The sequence below is a fragment of the Microbacterium sp. BG28 genome, assembly GCF_034044005.1.
In the GTDB taxonomy this organism is placed as follows: domain Bacteria; phylum Actinomycetota; class Actinomycetes; order Actinomycetales; family Microbacteriaceae; genus Microbacterium.
In genome coordinates this window covers 1,025,681-1,046,067 of sequence record NZ_JAXCHA010000002.1, presented here as the reverse complement: position 1 = coordinate 1,046,067, position 20,387 = coordinate 1,025,681, and the positions used below count along the sequence as shown (strand labels likewise).

Here is a 20,387-nt window from a genome sequence, read left to right as displayed (position 1 = left end):
TCGTCAGATAGCCGCTGCCTCGCGCTCCGGACATAGCCATGCGGTGAGCCGGCAGTCCTGAGGGAGTTAGCCTTAGGCTCTGGACATGGCATCTCCCGTAGTCGTGGACGGTCGTCTCGACCGCGAGAAGCTCCTCGAACTGCTCGCCATCGGCGCGGAGCATGACGAGCTGGACTTCAAGGGCACGCTCGACCTCCAGGACGCGAAGCAACGTCTGGGACTCGTCCTCGACGTTGTCGCGATGATGAACACCACTCTGGGCGGCTTCATCGTCATCGGAGCGCACGATGACGGCACGCCCGCACACGACCTGGCCATGGTTGAGACGGCCCGCTTCGACTCCGCTGCGCTTGGGGCGCTCGTTGCTCGACACATCGCCACTCAGCCGCGCGTGACCTCGCAGATTCACGAGGTCGAGTCCCGCGCCCACGTGCTCATTCACGTCGCCCCAACGGCCTCGGGGCTACCCGTCATCATCAGCACCACGGGGGAGTACGACCGTGGCGACGGCCGCATGAAGACCGTCCTTCACGAGGGAGTCCTCTATGTGCGGGAAGGAACTCGCAACGTCGCGGCCTCCGATGCGCACTGGGACACGATGCTAAGTAGGTACCGCGCGAGCATCATTGCCGAGGCACGTGAAGGCCTCGACGCCCTCATCCGCCGTGTGGTCGAGAGCACTGCCGCGCCGACTGTCGGTGGCCGCACTCTGCCTCCGCTCCTCATCGACATGGATGACGCGTCGTTCGTCGAAGCACTGAGACAACATGTGGACTCTGACAGCGATGCGGGTATCCGACGCCTATTCCGAGATGCCCGGACCGCCGCTACCTACAAGCCGGACATCGACCGCACGAAGCGCGGCCTCGCTCTCGACAAACTCGCTCTCGCCGCCATCGAGGCTCGGCGCTCTCAACGTCCCGAGACTCTAGAAGCCGCCCTCGACACGCTTCACCGGGTCTACCTCTCCGCGGGGAGCGTTAACGAGTACGCGACGAACCTCTCGTCCCGTCACGAAGTGTCGGTCGCTGAGCACTGGCTCGCAGTGCTCGTCCGCGTCTGGCTCATCGGAGCCGCAGCAGAGCGAGAGCAAGAGTGGGCTGCGCTGGCGAGCATCGCGAACCGTCCGGTCGGGTTGGGCAGCGACGAGCGCTACCCGAGTTGGCTACGGCACGGCATCGTGTACGCATCGCGAGCGAATCTGTTCGCGAAGGAGAATCACGGCGGAGCGCTCATTCTCTCGATGGCTAGAGAGCACGCTACGTCGGCGCCTTCGTTCGTGGACGATGTCGCCGCGACCGACGAAGTTGGAAGCACCAATGACGAAGTGCTCAACTCACTGACACGCTTCGACATCATGTGGTGTCTCGTGATGGCCGTAGGTGCAAAAGGCGACCTCGCGTACCACCTGTACCCGAGCGCCGCGGCGCTTAACGAGGCTCGTTCGACTCCAGCGTTGCATCTCGTGGCTGCGCGCGAGGACGTACGCGATGCGCTCGTGCCTGGAGCGACAGACGCCGAATGGGCAGTTGCTATTGACGAAGTGCTTGACCTGGCCGTCGGCCAGTCCCGTCAACACGGTACGTTCTGGCGCGGCGTGCAAGCAGACCACGCTGTTTCTGCGTTCGTCGTCGCTAATGCGTCGAATGCGTGAGCAGTCGTGGCCGAAACTCGTTCCCTCGGTAGCGCGGCGGGGTTGCAGTCTGCTGGCCGAAACTCGGGCGGATGCTCGGTCGCTATTGTGAAGGCTATGGGGAGTAGGTCGGGGGAGAAGGCAGAACGGCGCGGACCGTGGCTATGGGAGGTCGTCGTCTACGTCATCGGCGTAGCGTTTCTAGCGCTCGCTGGCTATGTGTGGCTGTTGCGGGCTAATGCGGAGGGCGATTGGTCGTTCCGACTGTCGCAACTCTGGGACTCCATCGGCCTCATCTCGCTGGGCCTCGCCATCGTCGCGATTGGTCTCACGCTGACCATCCTCCGCGTGCAAAACCGTGAAGCCGCACGGGCTGAAGCGGAGACGAAGAAGCGACAGGGCCAGCACCAATACCTGCTCGATAAGGTCAAGGAAATCGCGGAGCGGACCCACGTGACCGTGACTAAGACGGACAAGCGTGTAGAGCAACTCCTCGGTTCACAGATTGCATCAGCACAGGCCGCGAGCCGATCTGAGCCGGAGGCGGAGCCTGCCGCGACGACAGGGCTTGAGCCTGACCCGCTCGATGAGGAACTGGACGACCTATCGCTCGAAGGTGTCCGCGATGGCGATATCTCGAACCTTCCGCTCGCCACCCATGCTCTCGCAGACGAGAAACTGCTCGCCGAAGTGAAGACGCGCGAGGGCATCTTCTACCCCGTCGGAGCTGTACCCATCGGTGTACTTGCCGATGTCTTCGACGGTTGGGAAGCCGCGTACCCCGACTCAAAGGCGCAGTGGAAGGTAGGTGCGCTGGTCGGCGCTTACCGCTCGTACTCAGCGAAGGCTCTGGCCGAAGGGCGCCAGACGTTACAGGGCGCACCTTGGTACGTGACCTTTCGTCGGTCGGACGACACGCTAGTCACTTACTACCTGTCCCGGACCGGTCGCCTCCGGCGCGGCCAGACTGAGCGGACTCCCGTTGTGAAGCGCCTGGTCGGCGAAGGCGCAGAGGCGCGCTGGGTGCCTCTGGGCGAGGTTCCCGACTTCGCCTGATGGCGGACTATTCGCCGAAGAACGCGACCGCGGGGCGGTTCGGCCCCGCTGCCGACAGGAGGTCCGCTCTGGCGAGCGTCGCGATGACCTTGCTCTGGGCGAATCCGGCACGACACAGCCCGGCGACTAACTGCGCGGCCCGGTCGCGGAACTTGTGGTCGCTCAGGTCGACGCTGAGTACCGCATCAGCCGACCGTTTCACAGCGTCCGTGTTGACCAGCCGAAGCGGGAGGGCGCGCTGAGCCTGCCGCTCTTCCTTGGCCCGGCTACCACTCATGGCACGACGCTATCGCGCTGTACGCGCGGCATGCGCAGGAGTCCGCGCTCGCGGGTGAGGGCCGTGAAGGCGTTAAGGAATCCGACCGCTGTCTCGACCATCTCGACGACCAGTTCCTCGTTCGTCTCGACATCGACGGTTCCGCCGTGCGGCGTGTCGATATGCGCCCGCCGCGCGCGCAGTATCGCCGTCAGGCTCTGCGCGTGGGCGTATCGCGAACAGATGGTCCACCAGTAGGAAAGGTCACGTCCCGCGCCGCCGAGGTCTTGCTGCGCGGCCGTGACTATCGCGCCCGGACGGACACGCCTCTTCTCCAGGGCGGCGACCTCCCACCCCATCCGGTCGCCAACCCGCTCGATGATGCGTCGCAGTTCGGTTTTCGTTCGCTCCGCTGCTTCATCGGCGGGATGCCTCGGACGCTCGACCGGTCCGGTCGCCGCCCACTCATAGAGGGCGTCGCACGCCGCGTCGAATGCGCTCATCGGAATCAGAAGGCGCAAGCAGCCAGATGGCGTGTGGCGTGAGGGGTTCGAGAAGGGCATCGCCGTGGAGTACCTCGGAGCGCTGTCATGAGCGCTATCCGCTACGCGCGTCGAGTCTCCGCGGCGGAGAGCGCCCTCGTGGCGGTGCCCGCCGAGTTCATCGAGGCGCGCCGCTGGACCCGCAGCCCGGAACTGTTCGACCTGAGTCTCGTCGAGCGATGGCTCATCCTCCGCTCGTACGCGAAGGGAGCGCGCCGTGCGGACGCGTGAGCGACTGCGCCGCGCAGCCACAACGGACCGCGTTGTGAACATCACGACCGTGTTCCGGGCCTCGTTCCCCGAGGTGCCCGCCGAAGTCGTAGCCGGGCACTTCAGGGGAGAACGGATGCTTTCGCTCACCCCGCACAGGCCGCCGCATCCTCGACCTTCACGCCGCCGACTACGACGCAGCTATCGCCCTGCTCATCGCAGGGCAGTCAGTGACGGTCGCCGGGGTCCGAGCTGACGACTTCGATGCAGATGCCGTAGCCCGCTCCATCGAGCGGCAGACCGCGGCTCCTTCGTCCATAATGCTCGGCCGCATCGTATCCAGCCTCGCCAACGACCAGCCGGTCCCACGCTGACGGGCAAGATGAGTATGTGAACAGCGACCGAGTGCTTCAGAGTGGAGACCGCATCTGTGTTGCGCATCTCGAAGACGCTTACCTCCGGCGCGATGTGGGTGCCGCTTCGAGTGCCGCCGACTGCTCGGTGTGTGCTGCAGAGGAGGTGGAGGCGGTTCCGCTGGAGCACCTGGCGCGAGTCGTCCTCGCGGCTGCCAGGAAACGGTATGACCACGTGGGTTTTGTGCCTGACGGCGAACAGGTGCTTCCGACGGTTCCGCTTCGCGATGTACTCGCAACGACGCTGGAGGATGCCGTTGAGAGCGACGCTCACGAGCCTCTCGTTGCTGCCATCGAGCCGCTGGTTCGCTCCTCCGGGCCTTGGTACGAGACCTTCGATGAGGACACTGCCGTGAGCACCCACTTCTCCTGGCATCACTTTGACTATCGTGTCAAGCATCAATCCCGGCTCCTCATCGCGCCGACCGGCGAGAAGCCCGTAACGCCACCCGAGTGGAACTACGTGCTTGCCCGCGAGATGGTCGATTTCGCGGCGGAGAACTCCGTCCCTCTGATACTCGCTCCCGGAACACTCTTGTACCGCGCACGCGTGGGGCGGGATGCGGGCGATTTGGCGAAGCGAGTTCGAAGCGACCCGAGCAGAGAGATGGGGCCGCCGCCGACCGACTCTGCATCCGCAGGACGTCTCAGCGCAGCGGGGATGCCGATGTTGTACACCGCGCGAGAGCCTGAAACAGCATGCGCCGAAGTGGCCTCGCACAGCCCGTACGACGACTGCGTGGTCGCCACGCTCGAAGTGAGGCAACCTCTGCGGCTCCTTGACCTGACGGTGATTCCGAAACTCCCAAGCATCTTCAGCCCGACCTACAGTCACTTCGCGAGCAGTCGTACCGCCTTTGAGTTCTATCGCGACAGGATGATGGACTTCATTCCGGGCGACGACCGGCAAACAATGGAATACCTGCCCTCGCAACTCTTGACGGAGGCATTCCGTTGGTTCAGCGTGCCGACAATCCATGGCATCGCATATCCATCCGCCGCGGGCACCGGCGGGACGAACATCGCGCTGTTCTTTGAGGACAACGAATGGATCACCGAGCCGGGTGCGCAGCCCAACTACCTCGCATCTCCGAGCAAGCCGAACACGTACGCGCCTGACGAGTGGGAGTTCCGGGGCGTTCTTGAGGTCTCGGCGGATTCTGTGCGCCAGTACAAGGTGGAAAAACGAACCGCCGTACATCCCGTGTGACAGTGAGACACTCGGTGGTGTTTCGGCGCCGCGCTAATCCTCCAACGTCGGGTCATCGTTCTGTACACGTTTTCGGAAACGTTTTAACGGCGAGCACTGTGGTTAGAGAGTCCTGAAATCGGCGTTATCCAGCGGATAGCAAGGTTGAACCAGGTGCAAGGGGTCGCAGGTTCAGATCTCTTGTCATCCCGATCGGAGACGAGAAGAGGATCTGCAACAGGCGGGCCCTCTTCTCGTTTGCCGTGAGTGATCACCGGCGAGCCGCTGCCGCCGAGGTCTTGCGCGGCGGCAACGTAGGCTTGTGAAGCGGTAGGGCGCGTCCCGGCCGGAGGCGAGAGAGGATTCGCCGGAGGGTGGCCTTCTCTCTCCCACCTGCCGTTGAGGATCACAGGTGGGCCACATCAGCCGATGCTCTGCGTCCCGCGCAGCGCATCGTCGAGGTGCGGTAGGTCGACCCCGACGGAACGACGGATGAGAATGAGTCTGGAACAGTTGTTTCTCGCGCAGCGCCATGAGCGAAGCGACGCTCAGTTCCGACAGTGATAGCGCGTCCCGTTCGATCGCTCCTGGGATAAGCAGAGCCGCAATTGTCGGCCGCTCGCGTTCGCAGCGTCCTTTTTCGAGAAGCGGAGCTACTCCCGGTTCGACATCGAAGACGCGACCGGAGTAGCTTGCGTCGAACGCGGGTTCGACGCAGATACCTGCCGCCGTGATGGCGAGGTGCCTCCTTGGGAGGCCACGCGGTGCCGAGTCGCTCTACACGGTTCCGCCACGTAGTCGGGGCACGGCCATTTGTTGGGGATTGTTATCTGCAGTACGTGCGCCCCGCAGCCGGGCTAGGCAGCCTTCACCACTAGAGCTCTCGGATCGAGGTGTAGGGCTACTCATCCGCGTAAAGATACAGGGGTGCTCGGGTTGATACGACGCGGAGGCCGTGCGTCGACACCGCAAGTCGAATGACTTTCGCGATCTTACGGACACTAGGCATTCTTAAGTCCACGACATCGCCACTACGCGACGACCTCGATGTGAAGCCGATGAGCTGGGCCTTCGACATTCCGTGGGGCGGTGGAACAGGCAGGGCGGCGACTCGCAGCAAGCGCGACCGCTTGCGTAGCGCAAGCCAGATTCGTGCCGCGATCCATTCGTCAAGCTCTCGGAGACCGGCCTCATCGACTACCAGCGGAAAGAACGACATGACACCCTCGAACGACATTGGGGGAATCGCGCCTGCCTGAAATCTCCTGATGTCCTTCTCCGTCAACGGGCCATATAGGTAGCGACGGAGCTGCCAGATTAGGGTTGCGTAGTCTCTATCCACCCCACTGAGACGACCCGGTTCTTGCGTCCCATTGAGCGGTTCCAGAAGAAGGTTGGTGAAGACCAAATCGGTGACTCGAGACTTGATCCGCTCGATGGATGCATCCTTCATGCGCACGTCTCGCAATCCGAGCCGGTGTCCGAGGTAGTCCACGCTTCTTGTCGACGACATCTCAACGTGCAGAGTCTCTTGCTTGGCGAGCAGCCGTATGCCAAGACTCTTCTCGGAGTTGATTGGAGAGCCGATGTGGCTTGATGCTTCGTGGAGTATGGACGCAGCCTCGCCGATTCGCCCATAGTCCTTGCTCCAGATGAGGGTGTCATCTGCATAGCGGACAAATCCCACCCCTACCCGCTCTAGAGCTCGATCGAGCTCCGACGCAGCGACGTTGGCAAGGAAGAGGCTCAGGGACGTCCCTTGCGGAATGCCCTTCGTGCGTCGAGCCTTGACGACTCGCTTTTCCTCTGCCGAAAGGTATGGCTCAGGTGCCTCAAGAAACCGCTCGATAATATATTGCTCAAGCGGCGTCCTCGTGATTCCCATGGTGTCGAGTGTTGCCAATAGAAACCCGTGGTCGAGGGTATCGAAGAACTTGCTGAAATCGTACTCTGCAACGAAGAGACGATGCTCCCGCGCGAACTCTGTCGAAACGTAGGAGATTGCATCGTGTGGACCGAGATCGGGGCGATAAGCGTATGCGCGAGCGCTGAATCGGGGCAGGTTCTTTCGCGTCAGCGACCGCAGCATGCGATTGGAAACCACCTCGTCCGCGATCTGGAAGGTGTTCACGACTCGTTCGCCGCCTGAGGATTTTGGCACGCGGAACCCGGCGGGAGGGCGGGGCGAGTAGCTCCGATCGCGAAGTTGCTCTGTAATTGCATAGGCGATGCGCTTATGGCGAGAGCGGACCAAGTATGGGTTAAATCCTGGGTCGAGATCCCAAGTTTCGGGTTGGCGGACTTCGAGTTCATGCGGAGTGCCCGTGCTACGCCTGCGTCGTCGAACATTCTCGTCGTGGACAGATTTTGCGTGCGTCTCGTGCTCCACAATGAGTCGAACGGATGCCTCGCGGATCCGCTGATCCATCTCCCACCACATCAACGTGCCCTTCATCGCTGAGGAAGGCTGGGGCTGAGCGCGTGCTCAGCCCCAGCCGCGGCTTCGAGTCCAGGCAAAATGTGCTTCACGCGGGCCGCCAACTTGCGATGGTGGCCCCAGTGGAGGCAGGCGGTGATCAGCCGCGGTCTGCTCCAAATCGGCTCGATGCCTAGTCCCACTGAGGACCTGGGCAAAACTCTATCGGTGGCTGAGTGGTGTCAATCGAACGCGCCCAACGGTCCACAGCGCTCCACACGCAGCGTGGCCCACGGGTCGCGGCCCTCCATCGCGAGAACGCCCGCACCGCCTCAGGTGCGGGGGCAAGACGCATCTGCGTTAACAAGATGGTTCGACATACACCCTTCCCTGTCGACTTCAAGCTCGACGGCACCGGTGCGGATGTGTAGCGCCCGCTCGGCAACGCTGTCCCGCTGGGGACTCGGTACGGCTGCAGTCCGAGCGGGTCTATCAGCTCGGATACATTGATCACTAGCAAACCGATCGCGAGGCCGCGTTCGCCTGAGCCGATGGTTGTTGTTGGCCAGCTTTAAAGAGAGCTGATGCTGCTAGGGGTGTGAGCATGCTTCGTCGACTGGATCTGAAAGACCCGTGGCGGTCTCTTGACCGGGGATTCTGGCCGGATGACCTTCCGTCGGGCGGTCGCACAGTCGTGTACGGCCACAACGGCAGCGGCAAGTCGACGCTGTCGGAGCTTCTGCTCAGCCTCGCCGAGGGAGCTTGCGCTTCGGGCATCGTTTGGGAGGACGAGCAGAAGCGCCGCATCAAGATCAGCGAGGGCGGCGCGAGTCCGTCGGTGGCAATGGCGGTGTTCACGCGCAGATGGGTAGAGGCGAATCTCTCTGCCTTCCTCGACGGCGCTAGCGCGTCTGCCATCGTGACATTGGGCAAGGAAGCCATTGACGCGAAAGATGAAGAGAACCGGCTCGTCGAGGAGATCGTCAAGCTGCGGGACGAGGCCAAGGAAGCTGCCAAGCAGCGGAAGGTGGCCGACGAGAAGGTCGAGAAGCTGGCCCGTGGCGTTCAGGACCGTATCGTGGCTGAGCTCAAAGAGTTTGACTACAGCCACTTCACGAAGAACCGCTACTCCATACCCAAGGTCCAGGACGACCTACGCAAACACAAGGGTGAATTCCCCGACAGTAATGCGCACGCCGAAGCGCTCAAGCGGCTTGGGGAGGACGCGCCGTCGCCTGTGCCAGGTATTGTCGCTCCGCCCGCTGGCATCGTCGCCTTGTTGGCAGACCTCCCCGAGACGCTGGCCGAGACGCCCACTCGAATCGCCATCCAGGCCCTAGAGGGCAATCCATCGGCTCAAACCTGGGTCGAACAAGGCCTCGTACTGCACGACGGTCTCGATCACTGCCTGTTCTGTGCAGGCGAGATCGTCGACATTCGCCGTGTCGAGCTGGCTCGTCACTTCGATGAGAGTTGGCTCCAGATACGCGGGGCGGCGAAGAAGTTGGCAGATGCGGTCACGGGCGAGAAGCGAGAGCTTGCCGCGTGGCACGCTGCGCTGCCCGCCGCCGCGAGCTTGGCGAGCGAACTGCAGCTGGTCTACTCGGACGCCGTGAAGCGAGCTAAGGCAGACGTGGAGGACCGCGTCGCTGCGCTCGCGGCCATTGAAGCGGTGCTCAATGAAAAGATCGCAGACCCTAACGCCACGCCTCATGCCCCAGAACGGGCTTTGCTCAACACAGCTCCGTCTACAACCGTGCTCGCCCAGGCTGTCACGGAGCACAACGACCAGGTTCGACGCCATGCAGAGGTCACAGCGGAGCGGAAGCAGACGGTTCTCGATCATCTGGTCGGCGCAGAGAGCGAAGCCTTTCGCACGCTTGAGGCACAGGCCAACGATCTCGCAACCAAGAGTCAGACCACCAAGGACGCGGCCGACCTGGCGGAGCGGCGCCTAGACGAGGTGCGTCAAGCTCAGTTCACCACCAAGCACATGGCCGAGACCCTGACGCGTGATCTGGCCCGCGTCTATGGCAAGGACCACCTCAGCGTCGCGGTGACGCCGGACGGCAAGTCATACGCGTGCCGCCGTGGAGACAAACCGGGCACTGACCTCAGCGACGGCGAACGTACAACACTTTCATTGTTGTACTTCCTACGAAAGTTGGAGGACGAGCAGGCTCCCGGTGGAGACCGTTCGCAGCGCATCGTGGTGATCGATGACCCGTCCAGCTCGCTCGACCGAGAAGCTCTCTTCGCGACACATCAGTGGCTAATCGACACGCTCAAGGGCTTCGGCCAGTACATCATCCTCACTCACGACTTCAGCCTGCTGCGCCTGTTCATCAAGTCCCACAAGAACGTCTGGGGCAAGTCGATGAGTCAGCTCAAGAGCGGCGACGCCGATGAGGCCCGCTTCCCGAGAGTGTCCTTTCTGGAGATGTACGCTGCATCGGTCAACGGCGAGCGTCATACCCGTGTTGGCAAGCTCCCACGCGTCCTGCTCAACAACACCTCGGAGTATGCCTACTTGTTCTCGATGGTCATGGCCGGAATCGCCGACTCCGAGGATCACGATCGCCTCTTTCTCCTCCCGAACGCCGCACGCCGTGTCCTTGAGGTCTTCGCTAGCTACAAGGCGCCCCACCGCACCGACTTCCTCCAGCAACTCGAGATCCTGGTTGAATCTCAGCAGGGCGAGCCCTATCGCGACGTCTATGACTTCTGCAATCGGTTCTCGCACGGCGAGGGCAGCGAGAGCATCGATGTGCTCGACGCGCGAGCGGTTCACGGTCAGATCCGCAGATGCATGGAGTTCTTGCGCGCAATCGACGGCGAGCACTTCGAGCGCATGTGTACGGCGACCGGCGGCAATGCAGACCTGCTTCCCTAGTGCCCCAATGGTTAGCCTCAGCCTGTCTCGGCGTGAAGCGGACCAGTGCAGTGACCAACAACATGCAACTTCTGCAAGAGGAGTGGAGCTCACCTCTGGAAAGCGGAACCCTGGTCCACTGAGATATGTGCCCTACTCCGGCATCTGGGGGTCAAGGGGTCGCAGCTTCAGATCCTGTCATCCTGGCCGGAGCCGTCGAAGGTATCTATCGATTCAATCCCAAATCCTGGAGCTCCCCAAACGCCCCCGACCGCAAGGCCGCCGTCCCGGCAGCCTCACGGTCGACGAACGTCAGAACGCGCCGGTCGTGATCCCTGCCGAGCCGTACGGTGGCGTGTTCAGGATGTTGTTGCCGCCGGGTTCCCAGGCATCCGCGGTGTTCGGATTGCCTGCTTCCTGACGCTTGATGCACTTCCACTCGATCGCGCTCGACGGCGGGAGGTCGCCGATCACGCCGGTCCAGGTGGGGTACGCGCTCGGGGTGAGCTTGATCGCGCTCGCGGGCGACCAGTTGCCCAGCTGCGGGATGTTGCCCACGACGTACACCGACTGGCCGAAGGTCGTGGTCGCGAACTCGCACGCGAACGTCGCCCACACGGCTTCCTCACCGAGCGTGAACGCGAACGTCTTGGCCGATGCGACCGAGCTGCTCGCCGCCTTCGCGATCACCGTGCTGCCGCCCGCGTTGTACCAGCCACTGCTGGCGGCGTCGAACGCGGCCTTGTTCGCATACTCGGTGAGCGTGCTGCCGCCCAGCGTGACGGATGCGGCCTGCGTCCCGTCCGTGACGAGCTTGACGACCGTCGGGCGCGAAGACGGGGCTCCCGCGTACGTTCCCGATGCGGCGCCCACCGTCACGGTCGCGACGCCGCCGGACGTCGACTGGCTGATGGGTGTCGTACGCACGGCGCCGCTCTCGTACGCGGTGCTCGTACCGTCGTCTTCGTACAGAGTGAAGGTCGACGCCGTGTCGCTCGCGTACACCGTGGTGATCTGCTCGTCGTGGACGACCGCGTCGGAGCGCAGTCCCGTGATGTCCTTCGTCTCCGCATCGACGAACGCCTGCGGGATGATGGCGCCCGCACGGGCGTACGCGGGGAGCGTGAAGACCCCGTTGCGCCACAGGGGCACGTCGGCGATCCACTGGCCCGTGCTGACGATCCGCTCGTTCGTGTGGATGTCGATCCATTCGCCCGCGGGGAGGTACACGTCGCGCTCGCGCTCTCCCGAACCCGCCACGATCGCGACCATCAGATCGCGGCCGAGCATCTTCTGGTGGCCCATCTCACGGACGTTGTCGTCGTTCTGGTAGTAGTACACGAGCGGCGGGGCGACAGGCTCTCCGTAGAGGTTCGCGCGGTGCGCGAGCGAGTACGTGTAGGGGGCGTTCTCGTATCGGCGCACGAGGTTGGCCCGGTTGCTGGCGACGTCGCCGATCGCGTCGGGGGTCGTCTCCAGGCAGTTGCAGAGGTTCTCGGTGTGCGGGCGCAGCGGCGTGTCGAACCAGGCACTGTCGGCGAACCACTGCGTGTACAGCTCGTCGGCATTCGCATCGAGCATCTCGCGGCGGAAGCCGCCCACATCCGATCCGTAGTAGTCGATGCCCGACATCGACATGTGCATCTGCGTGTTCTGCTGCGAGGCGAGCGCCTTCATCGTCGAGCCGATGTCGGCCGACCACATGGCCGTGCCGAAGCGCTGGATGCCGCCGGCCGCCGCGCGCGAGAGCAGGAACGGGCGTGCCGTCTCATCGTTTCGCTCGTACCCGTCGGCGATGCTCTGCGCCCAGAGCAGGTTGTAGGCGTTGTGGTAGTCGGCGTGCGCGTGCTTGCCGGGGAGAACCCCTGCGGTCCAGTCGTTCGCGTCGTACATCTCGGGTTCGCCGAGGTCGAGCCAGTGGCCCATGACGCCTTCGTCGACCAGGTGCTGGCGCTGCTCGTCGTGCCACGCGGCGCCGGCCGCGGGCTGCGTCCAGTCGATCATCCCGCCCTTGCCCCACCACGGGTTGCCGGTGAGGTACGTCGGTGCGCACGTCGAGCATCCCGACCGGACCAGGTATCCGTCCGCCGCCATGTCGGCGTGCTCGGGGAGGTTCTTGCCCACGTACGACTCCTCGATCGGGATGATCCCGACGCCGTCGGCCTTGAGCGAGGCGATCTTGGCTGCGGGGTTCGGGAACTTCGTGGTGTCCCAATCCAGCGTGCCCATGCGGGTGTCATCGGAGTCGGCCGTCACACCGCCGAACCACTGCACGTCGAGCATCGCCCCGTCGACCGGGAAGTCGGCGGCGCGAAGCCCCGCGAGCGTGCTGTCCAACTCCGACCAGTCGTCGTACCCGAACTCCGACACCCACAGGCCGAACGCCTTCTTGGGCGGCACGGGCGGGGTGCCGGTCAGCTCCATGTAGTCCTGGCGCAGGTCGGGCAGGTCGGAGCCCGACATGAGGTACCAGCGCACCTGGTCGCCCCACGTGCGCATCGTCCACGGGTCGCCCGTCAGGTTCCACTCCTGCTTGTAGAGCTGGTCGACGAACAGCCCGTAATTGGCGTTGTCGTCGCCGACCGCGAACAGCACCGGGATCTGCGTGTTGCCGACCGGGCCGTTCTCGGCGTCGTAGACCATCGCGTTGCCGTACGTGCCTCCGGGGGAGCGCACGCGCCCCACCCAGTCGCCGTCGGCGCTCGCGCCGGTGAAGAACTGCTGACCGAGGCCGTACGCGTTCTCCATCGACGACTTGGTGATGTTCAGGCCCTTCCAGGCCTGGGTGAGATCGACCGGGCACGTCGTCTGCAGCACCAGGTTGGGAGTGCGCGTGATATCCGTCGACGTGACGCACAGCGTCGAGGTGTCGACCTCGAGCCGCAGTCCCGCGGTCTGGATCGTTCCGCCACTGCGGGTGTACGTGTTCGGGCCCGCGTAGTCGGTTTTCGCGACCTGCGGGGTCGTGAACAGGGGGTTCGTCGTGCCGGGCGCGGTCCCGGCCCCGGCGAGCTCGAAGTGCACCAGGTCGTCGTCGAGGACTTCGACGACGAGGTAGCTCGAGCCCGAGGTGAACTGGGCGCGTTGCACGCCCAGGGGTGCGGCGGCGGCGGGCGCAGCGTCCGCCCATCCGCCGATGGCGGTGAGCGATGCCGCGGCGATGGCCGCGATCGCGACGCTCGCGACGCGTCGTCGCAGGGTCAGGTTGTTCATGCGTGTTCTCCGTGGAATCCGGCTCAGCGTGCGAGCACGAGGTTGTCGAGGTTGATGCCGCCCGCGCTGCCGCTCGCGTACTCGATGCGCACGGTGTGCCGGCCGGGGGAGAGGGTCGCGCCGATCGACGCGGTGCCCCAGGTGTCCCACGATCCGGTCGAGGGCAGGGTGAGTGTTCCGATGGACGTGCCATCGACGCGGATGCTGCGCACGGCCGAGGTCGTCGCGCCGTTGCCGTAGCGGAAGCGCAGCTGGTGCGTCCCGCTCGCGTCGGCCCACACGTCGAACTGCACGGCGTCGCCGCTCTCCGCGAATCCGTCCACGAAGCCGACGCCGGTGTAGCCCGCGTGGTCGGTGTTCGTGCTGACCGCGGTCTGCGCCGCGAACTCGGCCTCGTAGGCGGCCTTGTCGACGCCGCTCAGGACGATCGCGCGGGCCGAGGTGCTCGCGCCGACCTTGACGTAGGTCAGCTGCTGCACGGAGTCCCAGAACCACCCGGTGCTCGCCGACGCGAGCGCCGAGACCGAGGCGACCTCGGAGAGCGCCGAGCCGGCCACGGTGACGCCGGACGGCTTCGTCCCCGACACCTGGTAGGTCGCCGCGGCGGTCAGCGACGGTGCCGAGACCGACACGGTGCGTGCCACGCGGTCGGCGGTGACCGAGATCGCGCGGTGGGCGTTGGCCGAGTCCTCGAAGTAGTCGTAGGTGCTCGACGTCGACGGGTAGATGCGGAAGGTCAGGTTGTCGTAGGTGTCGACGTCGTTGCCGATGGTTCCGCCCAGCTGGTACGCGTCGTTGAGGTTGAGCGGCACGACCGCGCCCGCCTTGGCGTACACGGGGATGCTGTCGGTGCCGGCGTAGTACTGCTTCACGCCGTTGCCGATCGCGCGCCCGCCGTTCCAGAAGTCGTACCACTCGCCCGCGGGCAAGTAGACATCCTTCGTGGTCTGGCCCTGTGTCGTGATGGGGGCCACGAGCAGCTGCGACCCGAAGAGGTACTGCTGGTCGTAGGCGGCGGCCGCGGCGTCGCCGGGGAACGCGAGGCTCATCGCCCGCATCATCGGCACCCCGGTCGTGGCGCTGTCGTCGGCCTCCGTGTAGAGGTAGGGCACGAGGTTCATACGCACGTTCGCGAACTTCGCGAATGTCGGAACGACGCTCGTGTCGCCCGTCCGCGCCTGAACGTTCCAGGGCGTACGTGCTTCGGACGGGCTCGGGTCGGACTTCTCGGAGTGGTACTGCATGATCGGCGAGAACGCCGCCTGCGACGTCGAGCGGAGGTACAGTTCGGAACTCGGGAACGAACCGGTGAAGCCCGCCAGATCCCACGCCCAGAAGGGCACGCCCGATTGTCCCGCGCTCTGGCCCGCCCGGACCGCCTCCTGGAAGGCGCCGAACGTGGAGGCCTGGTCGCCGGCCCAGAAGATGGACTGGCTCTGGCCGCCGGAGGTGCCCGCCCGGCTGAAGATCGTGCCGTCGCCGTCGGTCTTCGCCTGGATGTAGTCGTTGTAGGCGCGCGTGTACTCGTTGGGGTACGCGTTGTGCATCTCGTCGCCGCGGCGTCCATCGGCCACCTGCAGGTCGCGTCCGAAGAGCGCCTCGCTGCCGTCGGTCTTGAAGCCGTCGACGCCGAGGTCGTCGAGCAGGTACTGGCGCTTGCTCATCCACCAGTTGGTCGCCGCGGTGCTGGTGAAGTCCGGCACGGTGCTGTCACCGAACCACTGACCCGTCGGGATGCGGTACGGCTGGCCTGCACCGTCCTTCACGAGGTAGTTCTGCGCCTCGGCGTAGGCCTTGTCGTTGAGGTGCTGTTGCGGGGCGGTCGACGGATTCGAGGAGAAGTTCTCCTTCAGTACCGGGATCTGCCACAGGATGACCTTGACGTTCTGATCGTGCGCGTCCTGGATCATCTGCTTCGGATCGCTCCACGCGCCTCCGGCGGGGAAGGTCAGGTCGGCGTAGTCGAGCGAGCCGCTTCCCGCGGTGGGCGTGTACTGCGCGTCCTTCCACAGGTAGAAGGTCGCCTCGTCGCTCCACTGCTCGAGCACGAGCACGCTGTGCGGGATGCCGGAGCTGTCGACCTGATCGAGCCATGCGTCGACCTCGGCCTGCGTGTTCCATTCGTTGGCCGACCCCCAGAGTCCGAACGCCCACTTGGGCGGCAGCAGCGGGCGCCCGGTCACAGCGGTGTAGTCGTCGAGCATCGCGGTCTGATCGCCCGTGAAGAACTGGTAGGTGAGCGTCGAGTTCAGCGCGCCGCCGGTGTCGACGGTGAATCCGGCCATGTCCGAACGGTGGGTGGCGAGGTTGAAGATCGCGTAGCGGGTGCTCGGGATGTGCACGCCGTAGCCCGCGGAGTTCGCGAAGTAGGGCACCGAGTAGTACGTCCGCCCGGTCGCACCCTGGTCCTGGTACTGGTTGTAGACGTAGTTGTGCACGTCGGTGCCGCGGTGATCGAGCCGGTCGTAACGCTCGCCGAAGCCCTCGAACCGCTCGCCGGCGGGCGTGAGGTAATGGTCTTCGATCTTCGTCACGGTCGAACTGCCGTCACTGGCCCAGCCGATGTTGCGGAACTGCGCCGGGTCGTACTGCCGGGTGATCAGCGTCGTGCCGTCGCCCTTGTACACCGAGAGACGGTAGGGGTTCTTGTCGATCTTGAGCACCAGCTGACTCGTGGCGATCGTCACCTGAGAGGCGCCGTCGGTGAGCGTGTATCCCGTCGGTCCGCTGAGGTCCAGCCCCGAGCCGGTCGGCGCGATCTGCACGTCGTAGCCATCGGGACGGGGGAAGGCGAAGCGCACCTTCGGCGTGAAGTCTCCCGCGCTGTCACCCGTGACGATGTCGACCGAGGTGCCGTTGTCGATCACGTCGGTCACGTCGGTCACGGTGCTCCACGAGGTGGTCGCGAACGAGAAGGGGCCGACATCGCGCTGCCCGCCGCCGTTCACGTCGGCGTGGACGGTGTACTGCACGTCGTCGCCTCGCGAGAAGGATCCGAGATCGACCTTCCAGTACGTGTTGTTGCCGGAGTTGTAGTCGTAGCTCGCGCCGCGCGGGGTCTGCGCGACGCCGTTGACGCTCCATGTCACCCAGACCGACTGGCCCGAGGCGATCGGCCAGGTCGTCGCCCTGACCGTGACGTTCTCGCCCGCCATCGGATCGCGCGGGGAGCGCTCGGTCGGCTGCGAGGCGTACAGCTCGTCGTCGCCGTACGGGTCGTGCCACACGCCGTTGAGCGTGTCGGCGTGGGCCGGAACAGCGGTGAGGAGCGCGACGACGAGGGCCGCCACGAGCCCCGCGGCGAGCACCATCGCGCGGCGCGGTCCCGCATGCAGCGCGGTGCGGGCGGTCGCGAGCAGCGGTGCCTGCGTCGTGCGGGCAGCGTCAGACATGGGAACCCCTTTGTTCAGGTCTGTATTTAGTGGAGAATATGGACCACCTATGCCCCGCAGGTCAAGAGCATGTATCAAACTGTCTGGCTCGGAACATTGGAGAGAGCCATCGACATGTGTCGAGTTGACGTCCGGCTTGAGTCCGCTCTAGAGTTCGTTCAGACCTGAACAAAGGGGTTCTCTTGCCGTCATCCTCTGCCCGCGCCGACGTCACCCGCTCGGCTGTGCTCGCCTTCATAGGCGGCAGCGGTCCCACCTCCCGCGCCGATCTCGCGCGCGAACTCGGCGTCTCGCCCGCCCTCATCACGCAGCACACGCGTCAGCTGATCGCCGACGGACTGCTCGCCGAACTCGACCACAGCCCGTCCAGCGGCGGTCGCCCCGCGCGCCTCCTCGGCCTGGTGGCCGACGCGGGTCGCGCGATCGGCGTCAAGGTCGTCGCCGACCACATCACGGTCGTCGAGGTCGGGATCGATGGAACCGTCGTGCGATCGGCCACCGAGCCGTTCGACGCGGCCGCCGGAACGGCCATCACGCGCCTGAGCGAGAAGCTGCGTGCCTTCATCCGCGGCGGAGACGACGCGCCGCTGCTCGGCATCGGCGTCGGCGTGCCCGGCAACGTCGACGAGCAGGCCGTGGGAACGGTCGACTCCACGCAGCTCGGCTGGCAGCGCGTCCCGCTCGGTGAGGCGCTGCGCCGCGAGCTGGATCTGCCGGTCCTGGTGGAGAACAACGTCAACGCGCTCGCGATCGCCGAGGCGCTGCACGGCCAGGCGCGCGGGCACGAGAACGTGCTCGTCCTGACGATCGGCACCGGCATCGGTGCGGGACTCGTGACCGACGGACGGGTGCTGCGCGGACGCAGCGGGGGAGCCGGTGAGATCGGTCACGTCCCGGTCGAGGAGGACGGCCCGCTCTGCCAGTGCGGTGGGCACGGATGTCTCGAAGCCCTCGTGGGCCAGGCGGCGCTCGTGCGTCGCGCGCGCGCCGAGGCGCTGATCGGTCCGGATGCCGGTATCGCCGCGCTGCGCTCGCTCGCGGATGCCGGCGACGCCGGCGCGCAGAGGCTGTTCTCCCACGCCGGGCACCTGCTCGGTCGCGTGCTGGCCGGCGTCGTGAACGTCGTCGACCCGGAGATCGTGATCGTGCTCGGCGAAGGCGTGGAGTCGTGGCGGCACTGGTCGTTCGGGTTCGAGCCGACGTTCCGCGCGGGCCTGATCCCGCGCAACCGTGCCGTGCCGGTGGCCGTCGAGACCTGGCAGGACGACCGCTGGGCCCAAGGCGCGGCGTCTCTCGTCCTGTCGACGCCGTTCGACGACCAAGGACGATCCGGCGAGCAGGGGCGGCTCGTTCGAGAGCGTCTCGCGGTCGCCCGTGCGACCGAGCCCGGCGAGAACGGTCAGTCGACATGACCCTGACCTTCCGGCCCCTCTCCGCCGAAGAGGGGCGCGAGGCGATCGTGACTCCGCCCGTGCGCCGCCGCAGGGGGCGCGTGCGCTACGCACTCCTCGTCCTCGCCTTCCTGCTGCCCAGCGCCGTCCCGCTCGCGATGTTCACGATCTATCCGATGTTCGGGGCCCTGTGGACGAGCCTGCACAAGTGGAACCTGCTCGCCCCGATGACCTGGGTCGGGTTCGACAACTACGTGCATCTCGCCCAGGATCCGGCCACGCAGCGCGCCTTCTTCAACACCTTCTACTACCTCGTCGGCTACCTGCCGCTGGTCTACGTCGGCGGACTGGCGCTCGCGCTCGCGCTCAACGTGCGCCTGCGGGGCCGCAACATCCTGCGCGGCGTGTACTTCCTGCCCGTCGTGACGAGCTGGATCGTGGTCGCGCTCGTATGGCGCTGGCTGCTCAACCCCTCGGTCGGCATCGTCAACGCCACGCTCGCGGTGTTCGGGATCGATGGCCCCGGATGGTGGACGGATCCGGCGTGGTCGATGCCGTCGATCATCCTCGCGTCGGCATGGAAGGACCTGGGCTTCGTGATGATCATCCTGCTCGCCGGTCTCCAGGCCATCCCGACCGAGATGTACGAGGCGGCGAAGGTGGACGGCGCGGGCCCGTGGCGGCGCCTGTTCAACGTGACCCTGCCGCTGCTGTCGCCCTCGACGTTCTTCGTCGTCGTGATCTCGCTCATCAACGGGTTCCAGGTGTTCGACCAGGTGTACGCGATGACCGGCGGCGGCCCGGCCGGATCCAGCACGGTCGTCGTGCAGCAGATCTACGACCTGACCTTCCGATACGGCGCCGCGGGCGAAGCATCCGCCCTGTCGTGGATGCTGTTCATCCTCGTGCTCGGCGTCACCGTCGTGCAGATCGTCGGGCAGAAGAGGTGGGTGACCTATGCGTGAGAGAACCCGACGCGGACTGCTCACCGCGGTGCTGATCCTCGGCGCCCTCGTGATGTTCTTCCCGTTCCTGTGGACCCTGTCCACGTCGCTCTCGCCGGGGGCGGGACTGGATGCGACGCCGCAGCTCATCCCCGACGAGCCCTCGTTCTCGGCGTACCAGACGCTGTTCGCCGAGCTGCCGTTCGCCCGGATCATCGCGAACTCGATCGGACTCGCCGTCGTCACGGCCGTGCTGCAGCTGGTGACGAGCTCGCTCGCCGCTTACGCGTTCAGCCGTCTGCCGTTCCGCGGGCGCGGCGTCGTGTTCGCGCTGTACCTGGCGACCATGATGATCCCGATCCAGGTGCTGATCGTGCCGTTGTTCGTGCAGATGCGAGACCTCGGGCTCGTCGACACCTATCTCGGTGTGCTGCTGCCCGGCGTCGCGAGCGCGTTCGGCGTCTTCCTCCTGCGTCAGGCGATGAACGCCGTGCCGCGCGAGCTCGACGAGGCGGCGACGCTGGACGGCGCGGGGCACTTCCGCATCTTCGGCACCGTGGTCCTGCCGCTGGTGGGCCCTACCCTCGCCACGCTCGCGGTGTTCTCGTTCATGAACAGCTGGAACAGCTTCCTCTGGCCGCTCATCATCCTGCGCTCGGCCGAGCTGAAGACCCTGCCGCTCGCGCTCGCCGGGCTCCAGGGTCAGTACACCACCCAGTGGGACGTGATGATGGCCGGTTCCGTCGTCAGCATCCTTCCCATGCTCGCCATCTATCTGTTCGCTCAGCGCTACGTCGTCCAGGGCGTCGCATCGAGCGGCATCAAATGACCCGCACCACTCCCACCCGCATCCATATCGA

The 20,387-nt window shown here is 65.3% G+C and carries 13 protein-coding genes; 8 read left to right on the top strand and 5 right to left on the bottom strand.

Annotated features, from left to right (window positions below; genetic code table 11):
* The first annotated feature begins 85 nt into the window (after window positions 1–85).
* Both SK224_RS10945 and SK224_RS10940 read left to right on the top strand, forming a co-directional pair.
* Window positions 86–1,654, top strand: a complete 1,569-nt coding sequence (locus tag SK224_RS10945) for a helix-turn-helix domain-containing protein (RefSeq protein ID WP_320434690.1) — start codon at window positions 86–88, stop codon at window positions 1,652–1,654.
* Between the two features lie 96 nt (window positions 1,655–1,750).
* The gene (locus SK224_RS10940) at window positions 1,751–2,689 is read left to right on the top strand and encodes a hypothetical protein (RefSeq protein ID WP_320434689.1); all 939 of its coding nucleotides are present in this window, start codon (window positions 1,751–1,753) and stop codon (window positions 2,687–2,689) included.
* A 7-nt stretch (window positions 2,690–2,696) separates the two neighbouring features.
* Here the strand turns inward: SK224_RS10940 and SK224_RS10935 are convergent, their stop codons facing one another.
* Window positions 2,697–2,966, bottom strand: a complete 270-nt coding sequence (locus SK224_RS10935) for a hypothetical protein (RefSeq protein WP_320434688.1) — start codon at window positions 2,964–2,966, stop codon at window positions 2,697–2,699.
* Complete coding sequence (locus SK224_RS10930) at window positions 2,963–3,448, bottom strand: hypothetical protein (protein WP_320434687.1); 486 nt, start codon at window positions 3,446–3,448, stop codon at window positions 2,963–2,965. The genes SK224_RS10935 and SK224_RS10930 overlap by 4 nt, the downstream gene beginning before the upstream one ends.
* 87 nt (window positions 3,449–3,535) lie before the next feature.
* On the opposite strand from SK224_RS10930, the gene SK224_RS10925 reads away from it, so the two are divergent.
* Both SK224_RS10925 and SK224_RS10920 read left to right on the top strand, forming a co-directional pair.
* The gene (locus SK224_RS10925; RefSeq protein ID WP_320434686.1) at window positions 3,536–3,718 is read left to right on the top strand and encodes a hypothetical protein; all 183 of its coding nucleotides are present in this window, start codon (window positions 3,536–3,538) and stop codon (window positions 3,716–3,718) included.
* A 369-nt stretch (window positions 3,719–4,087) separates the two neighbouring features.
* Window positions 4,088–5,320 (top strand): RES domain-containing protein, encoded by a 1,233-nt coding sequence (locus SK224_RS10920; RefSeq protein WP_320434685.1) that lies wholly within the window; start codon window positions 4,088–4,090, stop codon window positions 5,318–5,320.
* A gap of 880 nt (window positions 5,321–6,200) precedes the next feature.
* Here SK224_RS10920 and SK224_RS10915 read toward each other — a convergent pair.
* On the bottom strand, window positions 6,201–7,727 hold the full coding sequence (locus SK224_RS10915; protein ID WP_320434753.1) for a reverse transcriptase domain-containing protein: 1,527 nt from the start codon (window positions 7,725–7,727) through the stop codon (window positions 6,201–6,203).
* 592 nt (window positions 7,728–8,319) lie between these two features.
* Here SK224_RS10915 and SK224_RS10910 point away from each other — a divergent pair.
* The gene (locus SK224_RS10910) at window positions 8,320–10,608 is read left to right on the top strand and encodes an AAA family ATPase (RefSeq protein WP_320434684.1); all 2,289 of its coding nucleotides are present in this window, start codon (window positions 8,320–8,322) and stop codon (window positions 10,606–10,608) included.
* Between the two features lie 291 nt (window positions 10,609–10,899).
* On the opposite strand, the gene SK224_RS10905 is transcribed toward SK224_RS10910, so the two are convergent.
* Entirely contained in the window at window positions 10,900–13,800 is a 2,901-nt protein-coding gene (locus tag SK224_RS10905; protein ID WP_320434683.1) for a TIM-barrel domain-containing protein, read from the bottom strand.
* Window positions 13,801–13,823: 23 nt separating this feature from the next.
* On the bottom strand, window positions 13,824–17,192 hold the full coding sequence (locus tag SK224_RS10900; protein ID WP_320434682.1) for a TIM-barrel domain-containing protein: 3,369 nt from the start codon (window positions 17,190–17,192) through the stop codon (window positions 13,824–13,826).
* Window positions 17,193–17,374: 182 nt separating this feature from the next.
* Between SK224_RS10900 and SK224_RS10895 the strand changes: the two genes are divergently transcribed.
* From SK224_RS10895 to SK224_RS10885, 3 genes are read left to right on the top strand one after another with little or no spacing between them, the layout of a single operon-like run.
* The gene (locus tag SK224_RS10895; protein WP_320434681.1) at window positions 17,375–18,604 is read left to right on the top strand and encodes an ROK family protein; all 1,230 of its coding nucleotides are present in this window, start codon (window positions 17,375–17,377) and stop codon (window positions 18,602–18,604) included.
* On the top strand, window positions 18,601–19,548 hold the full coding sequence (locus SK224_RS10890; protein ID WP_320434680.1) for a sugar ABC transporter permease: 948 nt from the start codon (window positions 18,601–18,603) through the stop codon (window positions 19,546–19,548). The genes SK224_RS10895 and SK224_RS10890 overlap by 4 nt, the downstream gene beginning before the upstream one ends.
* Window positions 19,541–20,356 (top strand): carbohydrate ABC transporter permease, encoded by an 816-nt coding sequence (locus SK224_RS10885; protein WP_309732186.1) that lies wholly within the window; start codon window positions 19,541–19,543, stop codon window positions 20,354–20,356. Before SK224_RS10890 ends, SK224_RS10885 begins: the two co-directional genes overlap by 8 nt.
* Window positions 20,357–20,387 lie beyond the last annotated feature (31 nt).

Bases quoted from the DNA above. Each gene is read 5' to 3' on its own strand.
- SK224_RS10915 (WP_320434753.1), bottom strand. From the start codon at position 7,727: ATGGATCAGCGGATCCGCGAGGCATCCGTTCGACTCATTGTGGAGCAC.
- SK224_RS10930 (WP_320434687.1), bottom strand. From the start codon at position 3,448: ATGAGCGCATTCGACGCGGCGTGCGACGCCCTCTATGAGTGGGCGGCG.
- SK224_RS10935 (WP_320434688.1), bottom strand. From the start codon at position 2,966: ATGAGTGGTAGCCGGGCCAAGGAAGAGCGGCAGGCTCAGCGCGCCCTC.
- SK224_RS10890 (WP_320434680.1), top strand. From the start codon at position 18,601: ATGACCCTGACCTTCCGGCCCCTCTCCGCCGAAGAGGGGCGCGAGGCG.
- SK224_RS10945 (WP_320434690.1), top strand. From the start codon at position 86: ATGGCATCTCCCGTAGTCGTGGACGGTCGTCTCGACCGCGAGAAGCTC.
- SK224_RS10925 (WP_320434686.1), top strand. From the start codon at position 3,536: ATGAGCGCTATCCGCTACGCGCGTCGAGTCTCCGCGGCGGAGAGCGCC.
- SK224_RS10905 (WP_320434683.1), bottom strand. From the start codon at position 13,800: ATGAACAACCTGACCCTGCGACGACGCGTCGCGAGCGTCGCGATCGCG.
- SK224_RS10900 (WP_320434682.1), bottom strand. From the start codon at position 17,192: ATGTCTGACGCTGCCCGCACGACGCAGGCACCGCTGCTCGCGACCGCC.
- SK224_RS10885 (WP_309732186.1), top strand. From the start codon at position 19,541: ATGCGTGAGAGAACCCGACGCGGACTGCTCACCGCGGTGCTGATCCTC.
- SK224_RS10940 (WP_320434689.1), top strand. From the start codon at position 1,751: ATGGGGAGTAGGTCGGGGGAGAAGGCAGAACGGCGCGGACCGTGGCTA.
- SK224_RS10910 (WP_320434684.1), top strand. From the start codon at position 8,320: ATGCTTCGTCGACTGGATCTGAAAGACCCGTGGCGGTCTCTTGACCGG.